This window comes from Pseudoalteromonas atlantica, assembly GCF_043641955.1.
Taxonomy (GTDB): domain Bacteria; phylum Pseudomonadota; class Gammaproteobacteria; order Enterobacterales; family Alteromonadaceae; genus Pseudoalteromonas; species Pseudoalteromonas atlantica_A.
Map to the genome: position 1 here is coordinate 76,113 of NZ_JBHZRV010000007.1, position 24,977 is coordinate 101,089.

Annotated in this window: 19 protein-coding genes and 1 tRNA gene; 5 read left to right on the forward strand and 15 right to left on the reverse strand. The window is 40.5% G+C overall.

Going from position 1 to position 24,977, the window contains the following annotated elements; all coding sequences use genetic code 11:
* Positions 1-154: 154 nt before the first annotated feature.
* From ACHUE3_RS14210 to ACHUE3_RS14255, 10 genes are all read right to left on the reverse strand, one after another.
* On the reverse strand, positions 155-1,354 hold the full coding sequence (locus ACHUE3_RS14210; protein ID WP_394193043.1) for a hypothetical protein: 1,200 nt from the start codon (positions 1,352-1,354) through the stop codon (positions 155-157).
* Positions 1,338-2,216: a lipoprotein NlpI gene (gene nlpI / locus ACHUE3_RS14215; protein WP_394193044.1), complete on the reverse strand. Its 879-nt coding sequence runs from the start codon at positions 2,214-2,216 to the stop codon at positions 1,338-1,340. The genes ACHUE3_RS14210 and nlpI overlap by 17 nt, the downstream gene beginning before the upstream one ends.
* Positions 2,217-2,350: 134 nt before the next feature.
* A complete protein-coding gene (gene pnp / locus ACHUE3_RS14220) occupies positions 2,351-4,477 on the reverse strand; it encodes a polyribonucleotide nucleotidyltransferase (protein WP_394193045.1) in 2,127 nt (708 codons plus the stop codon).
* 340 nt (positions 4,478-4,817) lie between these two features.
* Complete coding sequence (gene rpsO, locus ACHUE3_RS14225; RefSeq protein WP_016707659.1) at positions 4,818-5,087, reverse strand: 30S ribosomal protein S15; 270 nt, start codon at positions 5,085-5,087, stop codon at positions 4,818-4,820.
* A 107-nt stretch (positions 5,088-5,194) separates the two neighbouring features.
* A complete protein-coding gene (truB, locus tag ACHUE3_RS14230; protein ID WP_394193046.1) occupies positions 5,195-6,145 on the reverse strand; it encodes a tRNA pseudouridine(55) synthase TruB in 951 nt (316 codons plus the stop codon).
* On the reverse strand, positions 6,145-6,552 hold the full coding sequence (gene rbfA / locus ACHUE3_RS14235; RefSeq protein WP_087530718.1) for a 30S ribosome-binding factor RbfA: 408 nt from the start codon (positions 6,550-6,552) through the stop codon (positions 6,145-6,147). Before rbfA ends, truB begins: the two co-directional genes overlap by 1 nt.
* Positions 6,553-6,662: 110 nt before the next feature.
* Positions 6,663-9,320 (reverse strand): translation initiation factor IF-2, encoded by a 2,658-nt coding sequence (gene infB, locus ACHUE3_RS14240; protein ID WP_099296521.1) that lies wholly within the window; start codon positions 9,318-9,320, stop codon positions 6,663-6,665.
* 25 nt (positions 9,321-9,345) lie between these two features.
* On the reverse strand, positions 9,346-10,845 hold the full coding sequence (gene nusA / locus ACHUE3_RS14245) for a transcription termination factor NusA (protein ID WP_099296522.1): 1,500 nt from the start codon (positions 10,843-10,845) through the stop codon (positions 9,346-9,348).
* A 38-nt stretch (positions 10,846-10,883) separates the two neighbouring features.
* On the reverse strand, positions 10,884-11,339 hold the full coding sequence (gene rimP, locus ACHUE3_RS14250; RefSeq protein ID WP_394193047.1) for a ribosome maturation factor RimP: 456 nt from the start codon (positions 11,337-11,339) through the stop codon (positions 10,884-10,886).
* A gap of 328 nt (positions 11,340-11,667) precedes the next feature.
* Positions 11,668-11,744 (reverse strand) — tRNA-Met (locus tag ACHUE3_RS14255).
* Positions 11,745-12,154: 410 nt separating this feature from the next.
* On the opposite strand from ACHUE3_RS14255, the gene ACHUE3_RS14260 reads away from it, so the two are divergent.
* Entirely contained in the window at positions 12,155-12,628 is a 474-nt protein-coding gene (locus ACHUE3_RS14260; RefSeq protein WP_394193048.1) for a globin, read from the forward strand.
* 126 nt (positions 12,629-12,754) lie between these two features.
* The gene (locus ACHUE3_RS14265; RefSeq protein WP_394193049.1) at positions 12,755-14,308 is read left to right on the forward strand and encodes a cryptochrome/photolyase family protein; all 1,554 of its coding nucleotides are present in this window, start codon (positions 12,755-12,757) and stop codon (positions 14,306-14,308) included.
* 98 nt (positions 14,309-14,406) lie between these two features.
* Here ACHUE3_RS14265 and ACHUE3_RS14270 read toward each other — a convergent pair whose 3' ends face one another.
* Positions 14,407-14,853, reverse strand: a complete 447-nt coding sequence (locus ACHUE3_RS14270; RefSeq protein WP_394193050.1) for an Hsp20 family protein — start codon at positions 14,851-14,853, stop codon at positions 14,407-14,409.
* A 265-nt stretch (positions 14,854-15,118) separates the two neighbouring features.
* On the opposite strand from ACHUE3_RS14270, the gene ACHUE3_RS14275 reads away from it, so the two are divergent.
* The 3 genes from ACHUE3_RS14275 to ACHUE3_RS14285 all read left to right on the forward strand — a co-directional run bounded on the left by ACHUE3_RS14275 (position 15,119) and on the right by ACHUE3_RS14285 (position 17,964).
* A complete protein-coding gene (locus ACHUE3_RS14275; protein ID WP_394193051.1) occupies positions 15,119-15,613 on the forward strand; it encodes a TlpA family protein disulfide reductase in 495 nt (164 codons plus the stop codon).
* A 96-nt stretch (positions 15,614-15,709) separates the two neighbouring features.
* Positions 15,710-15,973: a GrxA family glutaredoxin gene (locus tag ACHUE3_RS14280; RefSeq protein WP_099296530.1), complete on the forward strand. Its 264-nt coding sequence runs from the start codon at positions 15,710-15,712 to the stop codon at positions 15,971-15,973.
* A 161-nt stretch (positions 15,974-16,134) separates the two neighbouring features.
* The gene (locus ACHUE3_RS14285) at positions 16,135-17,964 is read left to right on the forward strand and encodes a DEAD/DEAH box helicase (RefSeq protein WP_394193052.1); all 1,830 of its coding nucleotides are present in this window, start codon (positions 16,135-16,137) and stop codon (positions 17,962-17,964) included.
* A gap of 589 nt (positions 17,965-18,553) precedes the next feature.
* Here the strand turns inward: ACHUE3_RS14285 and ppiD are convergent.
* From ppiD to clpX, 4 genes are all read right to left on the reverse strand, one after another.
* Positions 18,554-20,458, reverse strand: coding sequence for a peptidylprolyl isomerase (gene ppiD / locus ACHUE3_RS14290; protein WP_394193053.1), 1,905 nt, complete (start codon positions 20,456-20,458; stop codon positions 18,554-18,556).
* Positions 20,459-20,628: 170 nt separating this feature from the next.
* Positions 20,629-20,931: an HU family DNA-binding protein gene (locus tag ACHUE3_RS14295; protein ID WP_290209683.1), complete on the reverse strand. Its 303-nt coding sequence runs from the start codon at positions 20,929-20,931 to the stop codon at positions 20,629-20,631.
* Positions 20,932-21,115: 184 nt separating this feature from the next.
* Positions 21,116-23,476, reverse strand: coding sequence for an endopeptidase La (lon, locus tag ACHUE3_RS14300; RefSeq protein ID WP_394193054.1), 2,361 nt, complete (start codon positions 23,474-23,476; stop codon positions 21,116-21,118).
* 148 nt (positions 23,477-23,624) lie between these two features.
* Positions 23,625-24,908, reverse strand: coding sequence for an ATP-dependent protease ATP-binding subunit ClpX (clpX, locus tag ACHUE3_RS14305; protein ID WP_394193055.1), 1,284 nt, complete (start codon positions 24,906-24,908; stop codon positions 23,625-23,627).
* Positions 24,909-24,977 lie beyond the last annotated feature (69 nt).

Below are 24,977 nucleotides of genomic sequence, written 5' to 3' on the forward strand. Positions count from 1 at the left end.
TGTACTGTTCATTGAAATGGTTTTTAATTCAGCTTAAATGAATATTATACAAAGGTATAGTTATACTGACTGAGTTACATTTTGTCTATAGGAAGCACGCCTATCTGCTGGAATTTTAAGCTGAATTAACTAGGATACTAATAATAACCATCGTTTAATCAGCCACCCTTTTATCACTCATCACTAACGACTGGCTTAGCATAGTAAAGTAGTCATGATAGCGCACGGGCTTATAATGATTATTTTCAATTTGTTCTATCCATAACTCTCTATATTTTGCGGATAAGGAGAGCTGTTGGTAACGCATTATTGACCATTTTTTATCGGGCTTATACGACTTTACAGTGCCTTCACACGTTTCACTGGGCTGCCATCCTGCAGGAGGTTTTACATTATTTGCAACAAATAGGTTTGGTGCAACATACCCTTTTTGTTTACACAACCAGGCCTGTTTATTTTTTGGCACTGGGTATTCATCTTCAAAGCCACTAAAATGCATCAATTCATGTAAGAATAATTGATAACTGCTTTGGGAGTTTAATTGCATTATTCCTGCACGAACATTACCACGCCCTTCTCGCGGCATCATTACTATAAAATCATAATTTTTTGGCCAAACATATTTTTTAATCAACGATCGCCAATTACACGTAGCTGCTTTTAATGGGTTTGTTTGACACGCTATGTTGTCACCAATGTACACAGGTTCAGAAAAACAAAAACTATTAACGCTAGGTTCCGGTGTTAAAGCATGTGCATTTGAAAAGCGCTTTAGTTTGATAATTCCAGCACGATGATCACTCATCATGAGTACATTATACTCGCAACGATTTTCAGCACTTAGTTCTTGAAGAGAAAGTAAAAAGCCAGCTTGGTGAGCATATGCACTAGAAATAGATTCTGGAGGATAACTAAAGTGAAGTTTTATTTGTTCTAAAATTGCAGACTCAGGTACTAAACCTTGCTCTGTTAGCTCACTAAGCTCATCCCAACGATTAAGTTCAAGCAGTAATTTTGCTAAGTTTAGTCTGTGTTGTACGCTTTGTTTTGCGACAGCTGCTTGCCAATAGAGCTTAGCTCTATCCGCATTACCTTCTTTGAGTAATTTAATCGCCCAAATGAATTTTGCATACTCAGATCCATTCAATGCAAGGTTTTCTATACTGGGTTTAGGCAGTGTTTTTAAATTTTGTTCGAAGAAATCTGGAAACTGGTAATAACCAGAAAGCGTAGCATTGCTATCTTGTAAAGCGAGCCAATGTCCTAAGCGCGCATGACGGTTTACTGAGCTTGTAAGAACGACTAAGCTCAGTAAAACTAATCCATAGACCCTCAGGTTAGCTCGCGTTATCACCAGCCATAAGCTCTAATTCTAAACGGGCATACTTATACTCAATATACTCATGCACGTTAGTTGCTAAAGCAAGACGAAAATATTCCGCCGCATGATTTAGTTCGCCTTTAGCTTGGTAAATCTTAGCCAAATAAAAATAGGCTTCGCATAAACGTCGAGTGTATTCGGGCTCTGATTGCACACCTTCTGCAATACCCGCTAAAAATTCAGTTTCGTCAATTTCACCTAAAAACAAAGCAATTATCTGGTAACCCCATACCCCCTCATCAACTCCTTTTGCATTGGCTTTTAAATCAACAAGCGCCTGTGTTTTATCAACATTAGATTGTGCTAAGTATTGCCATAATATTGGAAAAGGTTCTTTCGTTGAATTGGCAACAAATGTCTTAAAGTCTTGCGTGGCTAAATAAGGTCGCTCACCATAATAAAGAGCTATGCCGCGATTTAAGTAGGCATACTGGTGTTGTTCGTTAAGCTCTAGGGCTGAGTCAAAGAATTCATATGCTTTTTCATATTGCTGCATCAACGTATGGTGAATACCTAAAAAATTATATACTTCAGCTAAATCAGGCTTCATTTTCACTGCACGATTAAAATCGTAGAAAGCTAAAGTCGACATACCTAAACTATCAAATAACATTCCACGATCATAATATAACATCGCTTGTTGTTCGGTGGTCAAATCTGCACGTTTAAGCAACTCAGTATGACGTGCAATAGCAATCTCACTTCTAAAGTCGGAAGCTAGTGGCGAAGCAAAAGGCACATTCAGAACGGGAGTTAATTCAGGTTGCGTGGTTGTTTGGCACGCGCTTAGAGAAAAAATGGCCAGGGTAGCAAACGCTAAATGTTTAAAAATCATTAAAATCCTTAATACTTTAAAAGTAAACAATATAGACACGATGCATCAGAAGAGGTTTCATTAAAGCATAAAAAAAGGGGCTAAACAGCCCCTTTTTATACAATCCAGTAATTAACTGGACTAAATATCAACAATTAAGCGTCAGCTGGTGCATCAGCTGCAGGTGCTGCTGATTCCATTGCTTCTTTGATGCTTAAACGTACGCGACCTTGACGGTCTACTTCTAGTACTTTTACTTTAACTTCTTGGCCTTCACTAAGGTGGTCAGAAACGTTATTTACGCGCTCAGTGCTGATTTGTGAAATATGCACTAAACCATCTTTACCTGGTAAGATATTTACAAATGCACCAAAGTCTACGATACGCACAACTTTACCTTGGTAGATAGTGCCTACTTCTAGTTCTGCTGTTAATTGCTCAATACGGCTGATTGCATTTGCTGCACTTTCACCATCTGTAGCGGCAATTTTGATTGTACCGTCATCTTCGATTTCAATCGTTGTACCAGTCTCTTCAGTAAGTTGACGAATTGTAGCGCCGCCTTTACCGATAACTTCAGCGATTTTCTTCGCAGGGATCTTCATCGTGTAAATACGTGGAGCGAACTGAGAAAGCTCTTCAGACGGTGCTGCAATTGCTTCGTCCATCACACCTAGGATGTGTAAACGTGCCGCTTTTGCTTGCTTAAGTGCAATCTGCATGATCTCTTGCGTGATACCTTCAATCTTGATATCCATTTGCAATGCAGTGATACCCTTTGATGTACCAGCTACTTTAAAGTCCATGTCACCTAAGTGATCTTCATCACCTAAGATGTCAGAAAGAACAACGAATTTCTCGTCTTCTTTAACTAGACCCATCGCAATACCTGCAACAGATGCTTTAATTGGTACACCTGCATTCATTAGTGCTAGTGACGTACCACATACAGATGCCATTGAAGATGAACCATTTGATTCAGTGATTTCAGATACTACACGGATTGAGTAAGGGAACTCAGTTAGTGTAGGCATTACAGCTGAAATACCACGCTTAGCTAGGTTACCATGGCCGATTTCACGGCGTTTAGGAGAACCTACAAAACCAGTTTCACCTACGCAGAACGGAGGGAAGTTGTAGTTAAGCATGAAGTGGTTTTTATGTGTGCCAGTTAAATCATCGATTAACTGTGAATCACGCTCTGTACCCAATGTAGCAGTAACAAGTGCTTGAGTTTCGCCACGAGTAAAGATAGCAGAACCGTGAGTACGCGGTAATACTCCAGTCATTACGTCAAGTGCGCGGATCATATCTGGTTCACGACCATCGATACGTTTTTCGCCAGCAGCGATACGGCCACGAACGATTTTCTTCTCTAGTGAACCGAATACTTTACCCACTTCTTGCTTATCAAGTGTTTCGCCTTCAGCAAGTTCGCTTGTAAGTGCTTCAACAACTGCATCTTTTGCTGCAGTTAATGCTTCTTTACGCGCTACTTTATCAGTGATGCGGTAAGCTTCGCCTACTTTATCAGCCGCTAAAGAGGCTACTTTCTCTTCAAGCGATACGTTTTTCTCAGGTGCAGTCCAATCCCATGTAGGCTTGCCTGCTTCTGCTTTGAACTCTTCAATTGCTTTGATGATAGCTTGAGATTGCTCATGGCCATAAACAACCGCACCTAGCATTACGTCTTCAGCAAGAACGTCTGCTTCTGACTCAACCATAAGTACCGCGTTATCAGTACCAGCAACAACTAAATCAAGTTGGCTTTCTTCAAGCTCTTTTAGTGTTGGGTTAAGTACGTATTCGTTATTAATATAACCAACACGCGCTGCACCAATTGGACCGCTGAACGGAATACCAGAAATAGCAAGTGCTGCTGAAGTACCAATCATCGCAACCATATCAGGTTGGATTTCAGGATTAACAGAAACAACAGTAGCTATAACTTGTACTTCGTTTACGAAACCATTTGGAAAAAGTGGACGAATCGGACGGTCAATAAGACGTGCGATAAGTGTTTCACCATCGTTAGGACGACCTTCACGCTTTAAGAAACCACCTGGGATACGACCCGCAGCGTACATACGCTCTTGGTAGTTAACAGTTAGTGGGAAGAAGTCTTGACCTGGCTGTGCTTCACGCTTACCAACAACAGTCACGAGTACTGACGTGTCGCCGATGCTTGCTAATACTGCGCCGTCAGCTTGACGAGCGATTGCACCTGTTTCTAGGGTAACTGTGTGTTGACCTAGTTGAAATTCTTTAATAATTGCTTGCACTTAAAATATCCTTTAAATCTAAATAAGTGTTCCATCAAAGTACCAATTACAGTACATAATTGTATTCAGTTGGAAATCAATTAAGTACTACAATTGGCAATGATGTAAATAACCGCAGATAAACCTTTTTATCTACGCGCATAGTATATACCAAAGCAACGTAAAAATGCGAGTCCAGCAACCAGATTATAATGCTCTTGTTACTCGAGTACATAGCTGTATGTAATGGTGGGGATTTAAGCTTGTTTTTCAAGCATTTTAGGATAAAAGCAGCAAAACCTGAGACTAATTTTAGGCACAAAAAAAGGAGCCAAAAGCTCCTTTTTAGGTAATCTAGATCTTAGCGACGTAGGCCAAGCTCTTGGATTAACGCAGTATAACGTGCAATATCTTTACCTTTAAGGTAATCAAGCAGTTTACGACGAGTGCTTACTTTACGAAGCAGACCACGACGTGAGTGGAAGTCATGCTTGTGATCAGCAAAGTGACCTTGAAGCTTGTTGATATCGAAAGTTAAAAGTGCAACTTGTACTTCAGGTGAACCAGTGTCGCCTTCTGCACGTGCGAATTTTGCGATGATATCGATTTTTTCTTGATTGCTTAGTGACATAGTAACTCCAAAAATAAATTTAAAAGGTGCCTTAGCCGATCACTAATTCAGCCAAAACGATTAAGCCGGCGTATTCTACCAGCTTTAGCTATAACTACAAGATAAACTTAATCTGCTGTCTCTTGTTGATTCGACAAACCGCGTTTAGACTTTAAGTGTCCATCAGGGTTACGCTCACCAGTGCCTATAAAAACGCCATCAGCAAGTACTTTTATTGGCCCTTCAGGCAAGACTTTGCCAAGTACTACAGCTTGACCATGACTAAACGACATGCCCTGCTCTTTAGTAATCTCAACAACCGGTAAATCAACCAGTGCTGTATCCATAGGTAGTAGCAGCTCGTCAAGATAACTCGAAGGCGCAAGTTCTTCAGACTTGGCTTTTGCTAACAATGCTTCAAGCTGCTCAAGCGAGACCATCTTATCCGCAGGGTAATGCCCCACCGCTGAGCGATGCAGCATAATCACGTGCGCGCCACAGCCTAGGTTTTCACCTAAGTCATCAACAATAGTACGGATATAGGTGCCCTTTGACACATGGGCTGTCATTTGTACTTCGTTGTTCGCTTCATCAAACTCATCAAACGTTAAACTGAATACATTGATTTTTCTGCACTTGCGCGGTACTTCAATGCCCTCGCGTGCGTATTTATACAAAGGTTTCCCTTCATATTTTAACGCTGAATACATTGACGGGTATTGATCTGACTCACCTAAGAATTTGGCGATTTCTTGCTCTAGCAATTCTTTTGTCACGTTAACATCACGTGTTTCTACCACTTCACCATCAGAATCTGACGTTGTAGTGCGCTCACCTAATTTTGCTCGGACAACGTAAGTTTTATCTGTGTCGAGTAAAAATTGGGTAAACTTAGTCGCTTCACCAAAGCAAATCGGCAACATACCTGTGGCTAAAGGATCAAGTGCCCCGGTATGCCCAGCTTTTTGTGCAAAATAAATACCTTTTGCCTGCTGTAAGGCTCTGTTCGATGAAATACCTTGTGGTTTGTTTAACAACAAAATGCCATCAATCGGACGGCCCTTACTGCGTCTTGCCATTAGTCTTTAGTGCCTTCTTCGCTGTCGTTTTCGTCGTCTACATGTTTAGCATTATCTTCACGGATAACTGAATCTACTAAGTTAGAGATGCGCATCCCTTCCATTAGTGAGTTATCAACCACAAATTTAAGCTCTGGCATAATACGAGCACGAATACGCTTGCCCAATAACGAGCGGATATAACCTGTTGCTTCGTTTAGTACTTTTGCACTTTGCTTAGCGGCGTTTTCATCTTCAGTATTAAATACCGTGATAAATACTTTGGCGTAAGACAAGTCACGTGATACTTCAACGGCTGATACAGTTACCATGCCTAAACGTGGATCTTTAATTTCGCGTTGTAAGATAACAGCAATTTCTTTTTGAATTTGCTGAGCAACACGATCAGTGCGAGAAAATTCTCTCATTGCTCTTCACTCTAATTTTATAACTCATTGAGAAATATAAATAAGTTAATTTAATAATGGATACACAAATGGGGGCTGAGCCCCCATTTATCATCTTAATATGCTAACAATTAAAGTGAACGTTGTACTTCAACTGTTTCGAATACTTCGATTTGGTCACCAACGCGAACGTCATTGTAGTTCTTAACGCCGATACCACATTCCATGCCATTACGAACATCTTGAACGTCGTCTTTAAAGCGACGAAGTGACTCAAGTTCACCTTCGTAAATAACCACGTTTTCACGTAAAACACGGATTGGTGCGCTGCGCTTAATAGTACCTTCAGTAACCATACAACCAGCAATTGCGCCAATTTTTGGAGACTTAAATACGTCACGTACTTCAGCAAGACCAATGATCTCTTGCTTAAACTCAGGAGCAAGCATACCAGACATGGCTTGCTTAACTTCTTCGATTAAGGCGTAGATTACGCTGTAATAACGAAGGTCTAAGTTTTCAGTATCAATCACTTTACGCGCTGATGCATCCGCACGAACGTTGAAACCAACTACGATTGCGTTTGATGCCGCAGCAAGCGTTGCATCAGTTTCAGTGATACCACCTACGCCAGAACCTACAATCTTCACTTTTACTTCATCAGTAGAAAGCTTAGTTAGTGAATCTGAAATTGCTTCAATTGAACCTTGAACGTCTGCTTTAAGTACCACGTTAACTTCTGATACATCGCCTTCAGCCATGTTAGTAAACATGTTTTCAAGTTTCGCTTTTTGCTGACGAGCCAATTTAACATCACGGAATTTACCTTGACGATAAAGAGCTACTTCACGCGCTTTACGCTCATCTTTAACAACAGTCGCTTCATCACCTGCCGCTGGGATACCAGAAAGACCTAAAATCTCTACTGGAATTGATGGACCCGCAGAGCGAATATCTTTACCATTTTCGTCTTTCATTGCACGAACACGGCCGTATTCAAGGCCACATAGTACGATATCACCTTGGTTAAGCGTACCTGACTGAACAAGGATAGATGCAACTGGACCACGGCCTTTATCAAGACGTGATTCGATTACAACACCTGCTGCCATGCCTTCGCTTGGTGCAGATAACTCTAGAAGTTCAGATTGCATAAGAACCGCTTCTAGCAAGTCATCAATACCTAAACCAGTTTTAGCTGAGATATGAACGTACTGTGTATCGCCGCCCCAATCTTCTGGGATAACGTCTAGCTGTGCTAGTTCGTTCTTAACGCGATCTGGATCCGCGCCTTCTTTATCCATTTTGTTTACAGCGATGATTAAAGGAACGCCAGCTGCGCGAGCATGCTGTACCGCTTCTTTAGTTTGTGGCATTACACCATCATCTGCTGCAACCACTAGGATTACGATATCAGTCGCTTTAGCACCACGTGCACGCATTGATGTAAACGCGGCGTGTCCTGGAGTATCTAGGAAAGTGATCATGTTGCCGTTAGTTTCAACGTGGTAAGCACCAATGTGCTGCGTGATACCACCGGCTTCGCCTGATGCAACTTTCGCTGAACGAATGTAATCAAGTGTTGATGTTTTACCATGGTCAACGTGACCCATTACAGTAACAACTGGAGCACGTGGCTCAGACTTACCATCTTCATGGCGGTCATTTAGTACTGTTTGCTCTAATTCATTTTCTTTAACGATGATAACTTTATGGCCCATTTCTTCTGCTACAAGCTGTGCAGTTTCTTGGTCAATAACTTGGTTGATAGTAACCATGTCACCCATTTTCATCATTGTTTTAACAACTTCAGCGCCTTTAACAGCCATGCGCGATGCAAGCTCAGCTACTGTAATTGTTTCGCTAATACGCACTTCATTTTTAACGTCAGCTGTTGGTTTTTGGAAACCATGCTGTAATGACGTAGGTGCTTTTAGCTTGCCTTTATTTCGGCCTTTGCCTGCAAACTTATCTTTTGCTGGGGCTTTTTTCTTTTTCTTCGCACGGCGTGAACCTTGCTCATCACGCGCATCAGCAACATCTTCTGCTTCACGTGCGTAGGTAGAAGTCGTAAGGTGGTGATCAGCGGTTTCTTCGCGTTTCTTACGTTCTTCTTCTTCTTTCTTCCAACGAGCTGAGTTCTCTTCAGCTAGCTTTCTTGCTTCTTCTGCTTGACGTTTCGCTTCTTCTTCAGCTTTCTTCAATGCGGCCTCTTCTGCTTCTTTTTGCAGACGCTCAGCTTCGATGCGATCTTTCTCAGACTTAGCACTTTGCTCAGGGGTCATCTGCTTCTGTTTTGCTACACGTTCAGCATCTGCTTTACGTTTAGCTTCCTCTTTTGCTTTACGATCAGCCTCTTCTTTGGCTTTACGCTCTGCATCTTGTTTTGCTTTAAGTTCAGCAGCCTCTTGAGCAGCTTTTTGCTCAGCTTCACGACGTGCAGCTTCTTCAGCGGCGATACGTGCTTGCTCTTGCTCTTGCTCAATAGCGCTTTTCTTAACATAAGTGCGTGTTTTGCGCACTTCTACTTGCACTGACTTTGCTTGACCCGTAGAGCCAGTCACACTTAGTGTGCTTTTACTCTTACGTTGCAATGTCATGCGAGCTGGACCTTCAGAGCCCGTGCCACCATGTGACTTGCTCAAGTGGTCAAGTAACTTTGCTTTTTCTGCTTCAGTTACATTTTCACCCGCTTTCTTGTCTATACCGGCTTGTGAAAACTGCTGTAGCAATTTATCAACAGTTGTACCAATATCCCCGGCTAGTTTTTCAACATTTACTTCTGCCATAGTTTCTAATACCTCCGTTAATAAATTACTCGTCTGCGAACCAACAAATGTTACGCGCAGCCATTATTAGCTCACCTGCTTGTTCAGGTGATAGCTCAGTAATATCAACTAACTCGTCAATACCCTGTTCAGCTAAATCTTCAAGCGTTACTACACCTTTACTTGCCATTACAAATGCAAGGTGACGCTCTAACCCTTCTAATGCTAATAAGTCTTCAGCAGGCTCAGCACCTTCTAGGCTTTCTTCAGTTTTTAATGCTTTCGTTGTTAGTGCATCTTTTGCACGTGAACGTAACACATCCACTGTATCTTCATCTAGGCCGTCAATTTCTAAAAACTCTGACGCTGGCACGTACGCCACTTCTTCAAGTGTTGAGAAGCCTTCGTTGATAAGCAGCGTTGCAAAGTCATCGTCAATATCTAAGTTTTCAGTGAATAAGTTAATTAACTTATCTGATTCAGCTTCATTCTTTTGACGCATGTCTTCAACAGTCATCACGTTCAATTCCCAACCAGTTAACTGGCTAGCAAGACGTACGTTTTGACCATTACGACCAATCGCTTGCGCTAGGTTATCGGCTTCTACAGCGATATCCATTGAGTGAGTGTCTTCGTCCATTACGATAGACGCCACTTCTGCAGGTGACATTGCATTGATAACAAACTGTGCTGGGTTGTCATCGTAAAGTACGATATCAACACGTTCACCACCTAATTCAGTAGAGACAGCTTGCACACGTGCACCACGCATACCTACACATGCACCAACTGGATCAATACGTTTGTCGTTAGACTTAACCGCAATTTTAGCACGAGAACCTGGATCACGAGCTGCTGCGCGTAATTCAATCATCTCTTCGCCAATCTCTGGCACCTCAATACGGAATAATTCCATCAACATTTCTGGCTTAGAGCGCGTTACAAATAACTGCGCGCCACGTGCTTCTGGTTTTACTTCGTAAAGTAGACCACGAATACGATCCCCTGGACGGAAGTTTTCACGCGGTAGCATATCGTCACGGTAAATAACCGCTTCAGCATTGTTACCTAAGTCAAGCACGATTGCATCACGTGTTGCTTTTTTAACAACACCTGTTACAAGCTCGCCTTGTTGATCTTTGTATGCATCAACAACTAAAGCACGCTCAGCTTCACGTACTTTTTGTACGATTACTTGCTTAGCCATTTGTGTTGTAATACGGTCAAATTTAATTGACTCGATTTGCTCTTCAACAAAATCACCAAGTTGTAGATTTTCATCTTCAACCTGTGCAGCTTCAAGTGTAATCTCGCTGTATGGGTTCTCTAGTGAACCATCTTCAAGTACTTGTGCAATCTGCCAGCGACGGAATGTGTCGTAGTCACCAGTTTTACGGTCAATTGCTACTCGAACTTCAATTTCGCCTGTGTGTTTTTTCTTGGTCGCAGTCGCTAATGCGAACTCTAGCGCTTCGAAAATCTTTTCTTTTGGTACCGCTTTCTCATTGGAAACGGCTTCAGCAACCAATAATATCTCTTTTGCCATGGGTAATGCCTCGCTTGCCCTATTCCTTCGCACTCGAACTAAAACTTTGCGATTATGTTCGCACGTTCAATGTTGCTAAGCATGATCATATTTTCAGCACCATCAATAGATAGTGTGATCATATCACTGCTAACTGATACTAAGTCGCCTTTAAAGTTACGACGACCATCTTGTGGAAGCTTAGTACGCACGCGTACTTCCTCTCCTTGCGCCTTCTCGTAGTGATCTTGTTTGAATAATAGACGATCAACACCAGGAGACGATACTTCCAAATCATATTCATTTGTAATCGGGTCTTCGACATCTAAAATTGCGCTTATTTGACGACTAGCATCAGCACAGTTATCAACCGAAATCCCCGCTTCATGGTCAATATAAACCCTAAGCGTAGAATGGCGACCAGCTTGTACAAACTCAAGACCATGTAGTTCAAAGCCTAACATTTCAACAGACGGTGAAAGCATGGTTAATAAATCTTGCTCAAGTTTTGTCACGAAAATCCTCCATACAAACAAAAAAAGGGCTTATAGCCCTAAAATACGTAGCTTATTCCTTGGTACAAACCAAGTGGTGCAGATACAACAACGCCCCGAACCAAGCGGGGCGTCACACCTAAAGCATAAAACTGTGTGGCCATGGGCCAAGCTTGGCTGCGGGTAGCAATGCCACCTAAATAAACTCAATAGCTTAAACGCAAAACGCGCATTACATAGAATGCGCGACTTCATATAGATGATAGACTTAACGGCCATCTATATATTGGCTTTAGAATATAAAGCAATCGCTAATGCAAGTCGCTTCTTTTCTCAATCCAACATAAATTGGTTGCGGGAGCCGGATTTGAACCGACGACCTTCGGGTTATGAGCCCGACGAGCTACCAGGCTGCTCCATCCCGCGCCAACTGTTACTTATTACTAAGCAACTGTTTAACTTTATTACTCTAAGCTAAACAATGCGGCTATTATAAAGGCTCTTGGCATAATTAGCAACCAAAAAACAGATAAAGAATTACATCATTAATATGCAATATTTAGGTATAAACAATGTTAAATATTAGTAGCAGACACTTGCTTGTTGATTTTAAATTTAAGAGCTAACCATAACTCTATAATAGAGAGTGTAGAAGGAAACTAAATTCAAGAAATAGAACCAACGCGTTAGCATGATGATTAGATAAAAACCTTTTAGCTCAATTTGACTATTGCACGCTATGTTTGTGCTAAATATAAGTTACTTTTTACTTACCTATAATGGTTTCTATTGCCTATACTAAAAAAATAAAACGGGCATAATTCGGGGGTGAATTTATGGGAATTAGTACGTTCGAAAAACAACTATTACTGAATAGTCTTCACGTTGTTAAACCAAACTTCCACTGTTTTTCATATACGTTTCAAATGCATGTAAAAAGAGAACCTCTTGATATGCTTTGTTTATCAAACAGTAAAATAAATGAAAAAACCTATATCCTTTATTGTGTCCTTGAACGTATCGTAATGCACTTGGATAATCTAAGAACAGTTACCCCTTTTATAGAACATTATGCTAAAGGTTTAAGTAATATGGGTATGAGTTACCAAGACACACAAATCCTGTGCAACTCATTCTTAGCGACTTTAAAAATTCATCTTAAAGGTAGTTATCCACCTCAGCTAGAAAACGTTTGGCAGCACGCTATCAATATATTCAAAAGTATTGTTACGAGTTATTTATTTAATACTAGCAACGTTTTAGTGCTCAGTGACTTCGTTAATAAACAACAAGTAAATAATGAGTCATAGTCTACAATATACCCAAACCACCTCAAGGTGATTTGGGTATATAAAATACGATCGCATTACTCTGTGTCTTCGTAAAACAGCTATTAATTATAAATGCATGACCAATAAACTCGTCTGGCTTATTTTATGAAATACAAAACTCTTCGATTTATTTTTGGCGATCAACTTAACCCTAACCATAGCTGGTATAAAGAGCGGCAACAAGATGACACCCTTTATGTTATTGCCGAATTAAAGCAAGAAACTGGCTATGTTAAACATCATATTCAAAAAGTAGTTGCTTTTTTTAGCGCTATGGAAAATTTTGCCAAAGCGTTAGAAAGCGCCAAATTAAACGTATTGCACCTAACCTTAGATGATACACAAAATGACAAATCGCTTAGCAATCTTTTAGAGCGATTAGCACAGCATTATCACTGTAGTAAAATTGAATACCAATACCCTGATGAATACCGCTTGCAAAAGCAAATGGATGAGCTTAAACAGTCAAGTGTAATAAAGATAAAAGGCACTGACACAGAACACTTTTTATTACCGTTTAGCGATATATCTAATCATTTTAAAAAAGATAAACATGTTAAAATGGAATTCTTTTACCGGGTGATGCGAAAGCGGTTTGATATTCTAATGGAGGATGGCTCACCACAAGGTGGTAAATGGAATTACGACCAAGCAAATCGTAACAAGCTTAAAAAAGCTGATCTGGAAAAAATCCCCCAAGCGAAGGTATTCAAAAACTCTATCCAGAATATTGTTACACGCATTGAAAACCATGATGTGAGCACATTTGGCCACTGCCAAGACACGTTACTTTGGCCAACGAGTCGTAAACAAGCAAAGCAATTACTTGATTATTTTTGTGCGTACTTACTCCCTCTATTTGGTCAATTCCAAGATTCAATGACCTGTAATAGCCCTGAACAATGGAGCCTTTATCACAGCCGCATTTCATTTGCGCTAAACACCAAAATGCTCCACCCAATGCAAGTCATAAACCAAGTGCTTAACGAATTTGAATCGCGACCTGACGATATCAACCTAGCTCAAGTTGAAGGGTTTATTCGGCAAATTCTGGGGTGGCGTGAGTATGTACGTGGCGTTTACTGGCAAAACATGCCCGACTATGCAGCTAAAAACGAATTAAACGCTAGCCGCTCTTTGCCTGATTATTTTTGGCATGGAAAAACCAATATGAATTGTATGAAACATGCAATAAACCAAAGCCTAGAAACGGCTTATGCACACCACATCCAACGTCTAATGATCACCGGTAATTTTTGCTTGTTAACTGAGATGGACCCTGAACAAGTAGATAGCTGGTATTTGGGCATTTATATTGACGCTATTGAATGGGTTGAAATGCCTAATACCCGAGGTATGAGCCAGTTTGCCGATGGAGGCCTAATTGCAACTAAACCATATGCGGCCAGTGGTAATTATATAAATAAAATGAGCGATTACTGCAAGGACTGTCATTATAACGTAAAAGAAAAAACGGAAGATTCTGCATGTCCATTCAACAGCTTATATTGGCACTTTATGAACAAGCATGAGGAAAGATTATCTCGCAACCCACGTATTGGTATGGTGTATAAAAATTGGCAAAAACAAGACGCAAAACAACGTCAAGCCACCTTAGACAGAGCACAGTGGTGCTTAGATAACATTGAAAGCTTATAGACTATATTTATTACTGAATCTGCAATAAAAAAGCCGCCTCAAATGAGGCGGCTACTAAAAATAACAAGTCAATTAGGGAAATAATGTTTAAGGGTTGGTTATTTCCCTTCTAGCAAGTTACCACTGCCAATTTCAATTTTGCGTGGCTTTAATGCTTCTGGTATTTCACGTTCAAGGTCAATGCTCAGTAAGCCGTTGGCTAAATCTGCGCCAAGTACCTTAACATGGTCGCCTAGCTGAAATTTTCGCTCAAAGTTACGTTCTGCAATACCTTGATGAATAAATTTACGCTCATCAGATTCACCTTTATCGGCTTTTATTCCGGCAACTTTCAAGGTGTTATTTTCTGACTCGATGGTCAGCTCATTGTCACTAAAACCGGCTACAGCCATAGTGATTCGGTATTTATCTTGATCGAGCGCTTCGATATTGTATGGAGGAAAACTCGGCTGCTTGTCTGTGCGAGCCGCTGCATCCATTAAAGATGCTAAATGATCGAAACCAATGAATGAACGATAAAGTGGTGATAAGTCTACTGTACGCATAATAATATCCTCATATTTAAGCGATATATTGCATGTGCTTTTCTGTCGAACAAGCGCAGGCAAAGTTAAATTAATAATATAAATTTCAATTACTTCTGTTTAATTTGGGACCCATCAGGCGTCCTCAATAAACTATATATGGACGGTAAAATTGTTTTCAAGACTATTTTTGCAAAAATTACTTTTTTTCTAAATCTATCTTCTTCGCTGGTTGCTTTTCAAAGCCCAAGCGAGTACTAAAGGAGATGAAATTTAAGGAGTGAAAATGAGTAAAGTAAAAAGTCTACTAATTAACATCGTTGTTATTGCAATCGTTTACTTTGGCGTTACAGCTTATCAACAGCGTAATTTATTAACGGCAGATAACACACCTGCCCCCTATTTTAATTTACCGCTTCTACAAGATTCTCAGCAGCGCATGAGCATTGCTCAACTACAAGAAAAAACTACCGTCGTTTATTTTTTTGCTCCTTGGTGCAGTATTTGTAAGTACAGTATGCCTAACCTCAATGCAGCTTATGAAGAAGGAAGCATCAACGCAATCGCCATTGCGCTCGATTACAAAACCCCAGAACAAGTAAAAAGCTTTGCCAATGAATTACAGTTATCAATGCCCATTTTGATGGGCGACAACCATACTCGTAGTAATTATAAAATATCAGCTTACCCAACCTATTATGTTATCAATGAACAACTTCAAATTAGTGCCCGTTCTATGGGTTACTCAAGCCAATTAGGTATAAAGGTTAGAACTTTGTAGTGTAATCATTTAAATAGAATTAACTAATCGTTTTTTTGCACTGTATATTTTGCTCCAGTTAGATAAGATGAGGTAAACCAAATCGAGGAGAGCGATATGTTAACTGTAATTTTTGGCCGTGAGGGCTGCCCATTTTGTGTTCGTGCAAAAGATGTTGCACAAAAACTAGCTGATGAACGCGATGATTTTAAATTTCGCTACATTGATATCATCAAAGAAGGCATCAGCAAAGAAGATCTGGAGCAGTCCGCTGGTAAGCCATGCCCGACTGTTCCACAAATTTTTGTTGACCAAGCACACATCGGTGGATTCACTGAATTTGAAGCTTACGCTAAAGAAAATCTTGGCTTATACAAATAAGTATTGCGCCATCGCTAATGACCAGTTCAATTTGAATAAATTTTGAACTGGTTGAATTTCAATCAACATCAAGCACATACAAATTAGTTGTAATTTATACAAGCAATTGCCTCGTATTTCCTATACAATGCGCGCCTCTTTAAATTCGTTGAGGCGTATTAATGTCAGAACCAGTCACGTTTGAATCTCTAAATCTTTCTCCTGCAATTTTAAAGGCAGTTGAAGAGTTGGGTTACAAGACACCATCTGAAATCCAAGCTCAATGTATACCGTTATTGCTAGAAAGAAAGGACGTACTGGGACTAGCACAAACGGGTACAGGTAAAACAGCAGCATTTGCACTGCCATTACTAAACAATATTGACCCGTCTGTGAAACAGCCACAGATCCTTGTACTCACACCAACCCGTGAGCTTGCGATCCAAGTTGCTGAGGCATTTGAACAATATGCAAAACACACTCGTGGTGTAGAAGTATTGGCACTTTATGGTGGCCAGAGCTACAGCATCCAATTAAGTGCACTTCGTCGTGGCGCGCAAATTATTGTTGCTACACCGGGTCGCTTAATCGATCACATTAACCGCGGTACTATCAAGTTTGATGCGCTACAAGCGCTAGTACTTGATGAAGCCGATGAAATGTTACGCATGGGCTTTATCGATGATGTTGAAAACATCATGGAAAAAACGCCGCGCGAAAAGCAAACATGTCTTTTCTCAGCGACGATGCCTAAGCAAATTCAAAATATCAGCAGCAAATATATGAATAACCCTGAACAGGTTCATATTTCTGCTCGTAACTCGACTGTATCTTCAGTTGAACAAGTATTTTGGAATGCTCACGTACATAAAAACAAAGCTATCGTTCGCTTCCTAGAAGCTGAACAATACGAAGGTGCTATTGTTTTCGTACGTACACGTAACGACACAGTTCAACTTGCTGAGTTATTAGAGCGCGAAGGTTTCTCTGCAGCTCCTCTTAACGGTGATATGAATCAGCAAGCCCGTGAGCGTACTGTTGATCGCTTAAAAAGCGGCATGCTAAATATTGTTATTGCAACAGACGTAGCAGCCCGTGGTCTAGATGTTGACCGCTTAAGCTTAGTTATCAACTACGATATTCCACAAGACTCTGAAGCCTACGTTCACCGTATCGGCCGTACAGGTCGTGCTGGTCGTACTGGTAAAGCAATATTATTCGTTAAGCATAACGAACGTTATTTACTTAAAAATATCATTCGTCATACTAAATCTGAAATTGCACAAGTTGAATTACCAACAGCTAAAGTTGTTGAAGAGAAACGTATCAATGCATTACAAGAGAAGCTTACCCTTGCTCTTGAAAATAAAGATATCACTTTCTTCAACGAAGTTGCTGCTAACATGGCACAAAAACTTGAGCTTGCTCCTGAAGACTTAGCGGGTGCATTACTGTGTTTAGCACAGCAACAATCACCAATCAAAGTTGAAGAAGTTAAGATTCAACCGCGTGAGCGTAACGAACGTAACCCTCGCAACGACCGTAATGATCGTGGTGACCGTGGTCGTCGTAACGAGCGTGGCGGTGAGCGCGCTGAGCGTAAACCTCGCGAACGTAATAGCCGTGATGCAGGCCCTATGGATACATACCGTATCGAAGTAGGTCGTGAGCATGGTGTTCAGGTTAAGAACATTGTGGGTGCAATTGCTAACGAAGCTGATATCTCAAGCAAGTTTATTGGTGACATTCGTCTACACGACAGTCACAGTACGGTACAATTACCACAAAACATGCCTAAAGATGTACTTGATCACTTCCAAAAGGTGTTTATCTGTAAACGCCCAATGGGTATGACATTGACTCAAGATCAAGGCCCTGCTGAGCCACGTGGCGAGCGTTCTGAACGCCCTGCTGGTGACAAGAAGCGTAGCTTTAACAAAGATAATCAACGCGGTGATAAGCGTGGCGGTCCTCGTAAAGAGCGTCGTCCAGTGAGCTTTACATCTAACTAAGTTACTTAGTTCAGAGAATCGACTAAAAGCCTCTTCATTAATTTGATGAGGCTTTTTTGTTTATACCAACCTACTTTATTTAATTCGTTAAACTGTGCAAGTATTTATGCAGATTGTGCTATTACTTCCCCTCCCCTTAGTACTTCTAACTAAGCAAGAACACACCGCTAAAATATAAAATCAACACTTCAATTATTGCCATTGATTAAATACGCTCAAAAGCGCCCTGGCATACAGTGACACTAGAATAAACATTGTCTAATAGTAGTTGTAAAATGCCTTTAGAAAAGCTTACAGAGTCGTAATAATCCATCACTATGTGTTTGCCTAAACGTAATACTAATCCGCAATAATACTTAATCATTTTGTGGGGCTAAACGTGTCGCTAACTGCGTTAAAAAATTCTCATTCAGAACAACTAAATAGCGAACTTTTTGCCTTGCTATCAACGCGTTTTTTCACCCTCAAAATAGATCACTTAATTAAGCAAATTGGTATAAGAACATGCTTAAATTCATATCAGGTGTACATATTGAATTTTAGATATAAAAAAAGCGCCTTGCGGCGCTTTTTAGTAACTAACTAAATCTTATTCTGCGGCAACTTGTGCCTTTGGTAAGTTTAATTCTGCTTTGGCTTTTAAAGCATCAATGAAAACCATGTAGTTTTTATTTACTTGGCTCATTGTAATATTTTGCTTTTGTTGTGCTTCAATTTCACCTTGAACAGTACCATTCGTCACTGACTTAAGTGCAACAATTGCAGCATCACCATTGTTAAGCTCTACTTTATCAACAACAGGATTCCCTTCAGGGCGTGCCATTTTAAATACTTGCTGAACAATCGCAGGTGACACTGTGAATGCTTGACGAGTAAGTGCAGCTTCATTACGAACCTCTAAACCTTGTTCAGATGCAAGTGCAGTTAAGCTCTTGCCTGATGAGATTTCTGCAAATAGTTCAGATGCTTTCTCTTTAGCAAGCTCAGATGCTTTTTGACTAACTAAACGAGCTTTTATTTGTTCAGAAACATCATTTAATGGCTTAGTCGCAGCTGGCACATACTCGCTAACACGAACAATAACAACACGCTCATCAGCAATTTCTATTGCTTCTGAGTTCATACCGTCTTCAAGCACATCTGGTGAGAAAATAGCACTCATCACCGCTGGTGTATTTAGAGGCTCAGGTAAAGCGTTGCGTGCTAAAAGAGGCGTTGTCGTAACTTCAACATTAACAACTTCTGCTGCATCAACTAAGTTATCAGACATTTCAAATGCAACTTCACTCATTTGAGTCTGCTTCTCATAGAAAGCATTCACTTTTTCATTGCGCTCAAGCTCTGCACGTAAATCCGCTTTCACATCATCGTACGCCTTAGTTTGTTGACGCTGAATATCTGTTAGCTGGATAATATGGTAGCCAAATTCAGATTCAACAACATCAGAAAAGTCACCTTTTGCAGCAAGTTCAAAAGCCGCCTCTTCAAATGCAGGATCCATCATGTCGCGTTCAATCCAGTCTAAATCTCCACCCATTTCAGCGCTGACGATATCATCTGATGACGACTCAGCGAGTGCTGAAAAATCTGCGCCTTGCTGTAATTGTGTTAACAAGTCTTCAGCTTTACTTTTTGCTGCATCATCGTCTTCACTGTTATCGATTAAGATATGTGATACACGACGCTTCTCAGGCTCTAAGTATTGTGCACTGCTTTGCTCATAAAAAGCTTTAACTTGTTCTTCAGTGACATTACTTTGTAAATTTAATTCAGCCGCATTTAAGTCAATATAGTTAACCGCTACTTGTTCTGGGGCCATAAATTGCGAAGTATTAAGGTCGTAGTAATCAGCTATTTCTTGCTCGCTAACTTCTACACCTTCTTGAAGTGACTCTTTACTAATTACAACGTAATCAATCGCACGTGTTTGCTGCTGTAGTGCTACAGCACTCGCTAACTCGTTATCAAGCGCAAAGTCCGTTCCCGCTACAGCAGAAATAAGCTGGCTACGTGTCATGTCTTCACGAAGAAATTCACGAAATGCATCCGGTTGGAAGTTCATTTGACGAATAACTTGCAAGTAACGATCGTTATTAAACTGGCCGCCAATTTGAAAGTATGGCAATTCTAAAATTGCTTTTTTAACACTGTCATCGCTAACACGAAGGCCTAACTCGTAAGCTAGTTGTGTTTGCAACTCTTGTTGTACTAGACGATCTACAACACCTTGGCGAATTTGCGCCATGTAATTTGGATCTGCAGAAATTTGCGCGAAGTATTCACCAAATTGCTGTTCTAAACGGTTACGCTCATTTTGGTACGCACGGCTAAATTCTGTTTGGCTAATTTTAATACCATTTACTTCAGCAACTGGCTGCTCTGTGGTTTGACCTAAGTAACCACCGATCCCTGCTAAAGCAAAAGATAAAATCACTGCACCTAAAATAACTTTGGCTACCGGTCCTTGCGAACCTTCTCTGATTTTCTCAAGCATTTATTTATCTCTATTCTATTCTGAGGCAGAAATCGCCTAGCTCATGTAAAAAAAGCGTATCTTACCAGATACGCTTTTTTTCTTGAAGCTGTTGGCGATAAAGATAGCTGTTTGTGCTAAAAAGCGACGAGCTTCTTTAACTACCAAAACTAACTCATTGAAAACAATAATTAGCTATTACATGCATCTTTAAGCGCTTTACCCGCTTTGAAAGCTGGGATAGTCGCTGCGGCAATTTGAATTGTCTCGCCAGTTTGTGGGTTACGGCCTGAACGCGCTGCACGTTCACGTACAGAAAAAGTACCGAAACCTACTAGTGCTACTGAATCGCCATCTTTAAGAGCGCCAGATACAGACTCGATGAATGAATCTAGTGCACGACCTGCAGCCGCTTTAGAAATGTCAGCGTCAGCTGCGATTTGATCGATTAATTGAGATTTATTCACAATATCATCCTCTTTCATTGTTATTATCAAGAGCGATTGTTTTTTAAACTAACATCACTGTTTTGAAAATTTGGAGCAAACTATTTCATGCTCATACGATTATATTTTTTCTTAAGCCTAGGCTACATAAGGCCTAGGCTTGAAAACCAGTGCTTAACTTATCATACCATCTAGATTTGAAAAGCCCTTTAAAGCACTTTTTTTAGGTTTTTTACTGGTTTTTAGCCGTTTCGACTGAAAAACTTTCAACTGGGTGCACAAGTGCTAATTTTAAAACCTCATCAATCCATGTAACAGGGTGAATATCAAGGCCTGCCAACACATTGTCAGGGATCTCTTTTAAGTCACGTTCGTTAATTTTTGGAATAATAACGGTTTTAATTCCACCACGATGAGCTGCCAATAGTTTTTCTTTAAGGCCACCAATAGGTAATACTTCACCACGCAGTGTAATTTCACCTGTCATGGCTACGTCCGCTTTTACTGGATTACCGGTTAAGCTTGACACTAAACCAGTTACCATAGCAGCACCCGCACTTGGGCCATCTTTTGGTGTAGCACCTTCAGGTACATGCACATGAATGTCGCGCTTCTCGTAAAAATCATCATTAATACGGAAAGTATCAGCACGATTACGTACTACTGTCATCGCCGCTTGAATCGACTCTTGCATTACATCGCCCAGAGAACCTGTGTAGCTTAACTTGCCTTTACCTGGTACAGCTGCGCATTCGATTGTTAATAAATCGCCGCCTACTTCTGTCCACGCTAAACCAGTTACTTGGCCAATACGGTCACCATCTTCTGCTTTGCCGTAATCAAAACGCTGCACACCTAAGAACTCTTCTAGGTTTTGCTCATCGATAGTGACTACTTTTGTTTCTTTCTCAAGCAAGATGTTCTTTACAGCTTTACGACATAACTTTGACACTTCACGTTCTAAGTTACGTACACCGGCTTCACGAGTGTAGTAGCGGATAATACCCACGATAGCACTATCTTCTATTACAACTTCGTTGTTTTTAAGACCATTGCGTTTAATCTGCTTTGGAATTAAGTGCTCTTTAGCAATATTTAGTTTTTCATCTTCGGTGTAACCCGATAAACGAATTACTTCCATTCTGTCTAGTAATGGGCCTGGAATGTTAAAGCTGTTTGATGTGGCAACAAACATAACATCTGATAAGTCGTAATCCACTTCTAGGTAGTGATCCGCAAAATGGCTATTTTGCTCTGGATCAAGTACTTCTAATAATGCTGATGCTGGATCGCCACGCATATCTGATGACATTTTGTCGATTTCATCTAATAAGAATAATGGGTTTTTCACGCCCACTTTACTCATATTTTGAATCAATTTACCTGGCATAGAACCAATATAAGTACGACGATGTCCACGGATTTCAGCTTCATCACGTACGCCACCTAGCGCCATACGAATATATTTACGACCTGTTGAGCGAGCAATCGACTGCCCGAGTGAGGTTTTACCAACACCAGGAGGACCCACTAAACACAAAATTGGGCCTTTAAGCTTATTAGTACGTTGTTGTACTGCGAGGTACTCAATAATACGTTCTTTAACTTTATCAAGACCATGGTGATCGCTATCTAAAATCTTTTGCGCACCGGCAAGGTCTTTTTTCACCTTAGAGCGTTTTTTCCATGGAACATTAATTAGTGTGTCAATATATGAGCGTACAACAGTCGCTTCGGCTGACATTGGCGACATCATTTTTAACTTAGCTAACTCTGAATTGGCTTTTTCTTGAGCATCGCTGCTCATACCTGATTCTTCGATTCGCTTTTTCAGCGCTTCGAATTCATCGGGTACATCGTCAAGTTCACCTAATTCTTTTTGAATAGCCTTCATTTGCTCATTGAGGTAATACTCACGTTGAGATTTTTCCATCTGCTTTTTAACGCGAGTACGAATTTTTTTCTCAACTTGCAATAAGTCTATTTCGCCTTCCATTAATGCCATCAAGTACTCTAGGCGCTCAGTAACATCGGCGATTTCAAGCACTTTTTGTTTTTCAGGTACTTTCAATGGCATATGTGCAGCCATAGTATCAGCAAGGCGTGGCGCTTCATCAATACCACTGACAGAGGTTAATACTTCTGGTGGAATTTTTTTATTAAGCTTTACATAGCCTTCAAATTGACTGATTGCACTGCTAATGAAGATATCTTGTTCTTGCTCTTCTATTTCTTCAGAGCTGATAAACTGAGCATTCGCTACAAAGAAATCATCGTTATCAACGAAATCTTCTAATTTTGCGCGCTGAATACCTTCAACAAGTACTTTTACAGTACCGTCAGGCAATTTAAGCAGCTGTAAAACAGTCGCAATTGTACCAACACGATAAATGTCGTCTTGCTCAGGCTCATCTACTGTTGCGTCTTTTTGCGCAACAAGGAAAATTTGTTTGTCTTTATCCATTGCCGCTTCTAGGCATTTAATGGATTTTTCGCGGCCTACAAAAAGCGGGATCACCATGTGCGGGTAAACCACAACATCGCGCAGTGCCAGCACCGGGATTTCGACTCGATCTGTTCTCTCAAGCGTCATTATATTCTCTTCGCTCTTCATTTATTTTAATGATTACTCAAGTATATGGGGATAACCTAAGTAAAGTTCAACAATTTATGTCATTTGTAAGAAAAAATTATAAAAAAAGGAGCCTTAGGCTCCTTTTTCAATTCTTAGTGATTAAATTTCACTCTGATGCAGCTTTATCTTGGCTGGCACTTTGATAAATCAAAATTGGGTCTGATTCACCTTTGATGACAGTTTCATCAATAACCACTTTGCTGACCTCTTCCATAGACGGAAGTTCATACATGGTATCAAGTAGTACAGCTTCAACAATTGAACGCAAGCCACGTGCACCCGTTTTACGTTCCATTGCTTTATGAGCAATAGCGCGTAAAGCATCTTCACGAAACTCAAGTTCCACGTCTTCCATACCAAATAGTGCGCTATACTGCTTAGTAAGTGCGTTTTTAGGCTCATCTAAGATTTGCACTAATGCAGCTTCATCTAACTCAGTTAGAGTAGCAACAACGGGTAAACGGCCAATAAACTCAGGGATCAAACCATATTTAACTAAATCTTCTGGTTCTACGTCTTTAAATGTTTCACTTAAAGAACGACTAGCAGCCGATTCTTTAACGCTAACACCAAAGCCTATGCCCGTGTTTTTATGGCTGCGTTGCTCAATTACTTTATCAAGCCCTGCAAATGCACCACCACAGATAAACAAGATTTTAGAGGTATCAACCTGCAAAAATTCTTGCTGTGGATGCTTACGACCGCCTTGTGGCGGTACAGATGCAACAGTGCCTTCAATCAGTTTAAGTAAGGCTTGCTGTACGCCTTCGCCTGATACATCACGAGTAATTGATGGGTTATCAGATTTACGTGAGATTTTATCAATTTCATCAATATAAACTATACCACGCTGTGCTTTTTCTACGTCGTAGTCACACTTTTGCAGCAGCTTTTGAATAATGTTTTCAACATCTTCACCCACGTAACCGGCTTCGGTTAGTGTGGTTGCATCTGCCATTGTAAATGGTACATCAAGTAAGCGTGCTAATGTCTCTGCCAGTAATGTTTTACCACTACCTGTTGGACCAATAAGCAAGATGTTACTTTTGCCAAGTTCAATATCAGATGTTGTATTTTGATTACGTAAGCGCTTGTAGTGGTTATATACCGCTACAGACAATACTTTTTTAGCGTGATCCTGACCAATAACGTAGTCATCTAGGTGATTACGAATTTCTTTTGGTGCAGGCAGCTTATCAGACGTATTGTGCTTAGGCGCAATGTCTTTAATTTCTTCCCTGATAATATCGTTACACAGCTCAACACATTCATCACAAATGTATACTGAAGGGCCTGCTATTAGCTTACGAACTTCGTGCTGGCTTTTGCCGCAAAAAGAGCAGTATAACAATTTATTACTTTTGTCGCCGTCTGTAGGAGTGTCAGACATTCAGCTACCTCATCTTATACGTTGGCTGCCAAAATTATTAGCAGCTATTTTAATACGCTTAACTATACC

Coding starts and splice junctions, on each gene's coding strand:
- nlpI (WP_394193044.1), bottom strand. CDS start 2,216: ATGATTTTTAAACATTTAGCGTTTGCTACCCTGGCCATTTTTTCTCTA.
- rpsO (WP_016707659.1), bottom strand. CDS start 5,087: ATGTCACTAAGCAATCAAGAAAAAATCGATATCATCGCAAAATTCGCA.
- truB (WP_394193046.1), bottom strand. CDS start 6,145: ATGGCAAGACGCAGTAAGGGCCGTCCGATTGATGGCATTTTGTTGTTA.
- rbfA (WP_087530718.1), bottom strand. CDS start 6,552: ATGAGAGAATTTTCTCGCACTGATCGTGTTGCTCAGCAAATTCAAAAA.
- infB (WP_099296521.1), bottom strand. CDS start 9,320: ATGGCAGAAGTAAATGTTGAAAAACTAGCCGGGGATATTGGTACAACT.
- nusA (WP_099296522.1), bottom strand. CDS start 10,845: ATGGCAAAAGAGATATTATTGGTTGCTGAAGCCGTTTCCAATGAGAAA.
- ACHUE3_RS14260 (WP_394193048.1), top strand. CDS start 12,155: ATGGGAATTAGTACGTTCGAAAAACAACTATTACTGAATAGTCTTCAC.
- ACHUE3_RS14265 (WP_394193049.1), top strand. CDS start 12,755: ATGAAATACAAAACTCTTCGATTTATTTTTGGCGATCAACTTAACCCT.
- ACHUE3_RS14270 (WP_394193050.1), bottom strand. CDS start 14,853: ATGCGTACAGTAGACTTATCACCACTTTATCGTTCATTCATTGGTTTC.
- ACHUE3_RS14275 (WP_394193051.1), top strand. CDS start 15,119: ATGAGTAAAGTAAAAAGTCTACTAATTAACATCGTTGTTATTGCAATC.
- ACHUE3_RS14280 (WP_099296530.1), top strand. CDS start 15,710: ATGTTAACTGTAATTTTTGGCCGTGAGGGCTGCCCATTTTGTGTTCGT.
- ACHUE3_RS14285 (WP_394193052.1), top strand. CDS start 16,135: ATGTCAGAACCAGTCACGTTTGAATCTCTAAATCTTTCTCCTGCAATT.
- ppiD (WP_394193053.1), bottom strand. CDS start 20,458: ATGCTTGAGAAAATCAGAGAAGGTTCGCAAGGACCGGTAGCCAAAGTT.
- lon (WP_394193054.1), bottom strand. CDS start 23,476: ATGACGCTTGAGAGAACAGATCGAGTCGAAATCCCGGTGCTGGCACTG.
- clpX (WP_394193055.1), bottom strand. CDS start 24,908: ATGTCTGACACTCCTACAGACGGCGACAAAAGTAATAAATTGTTATAC.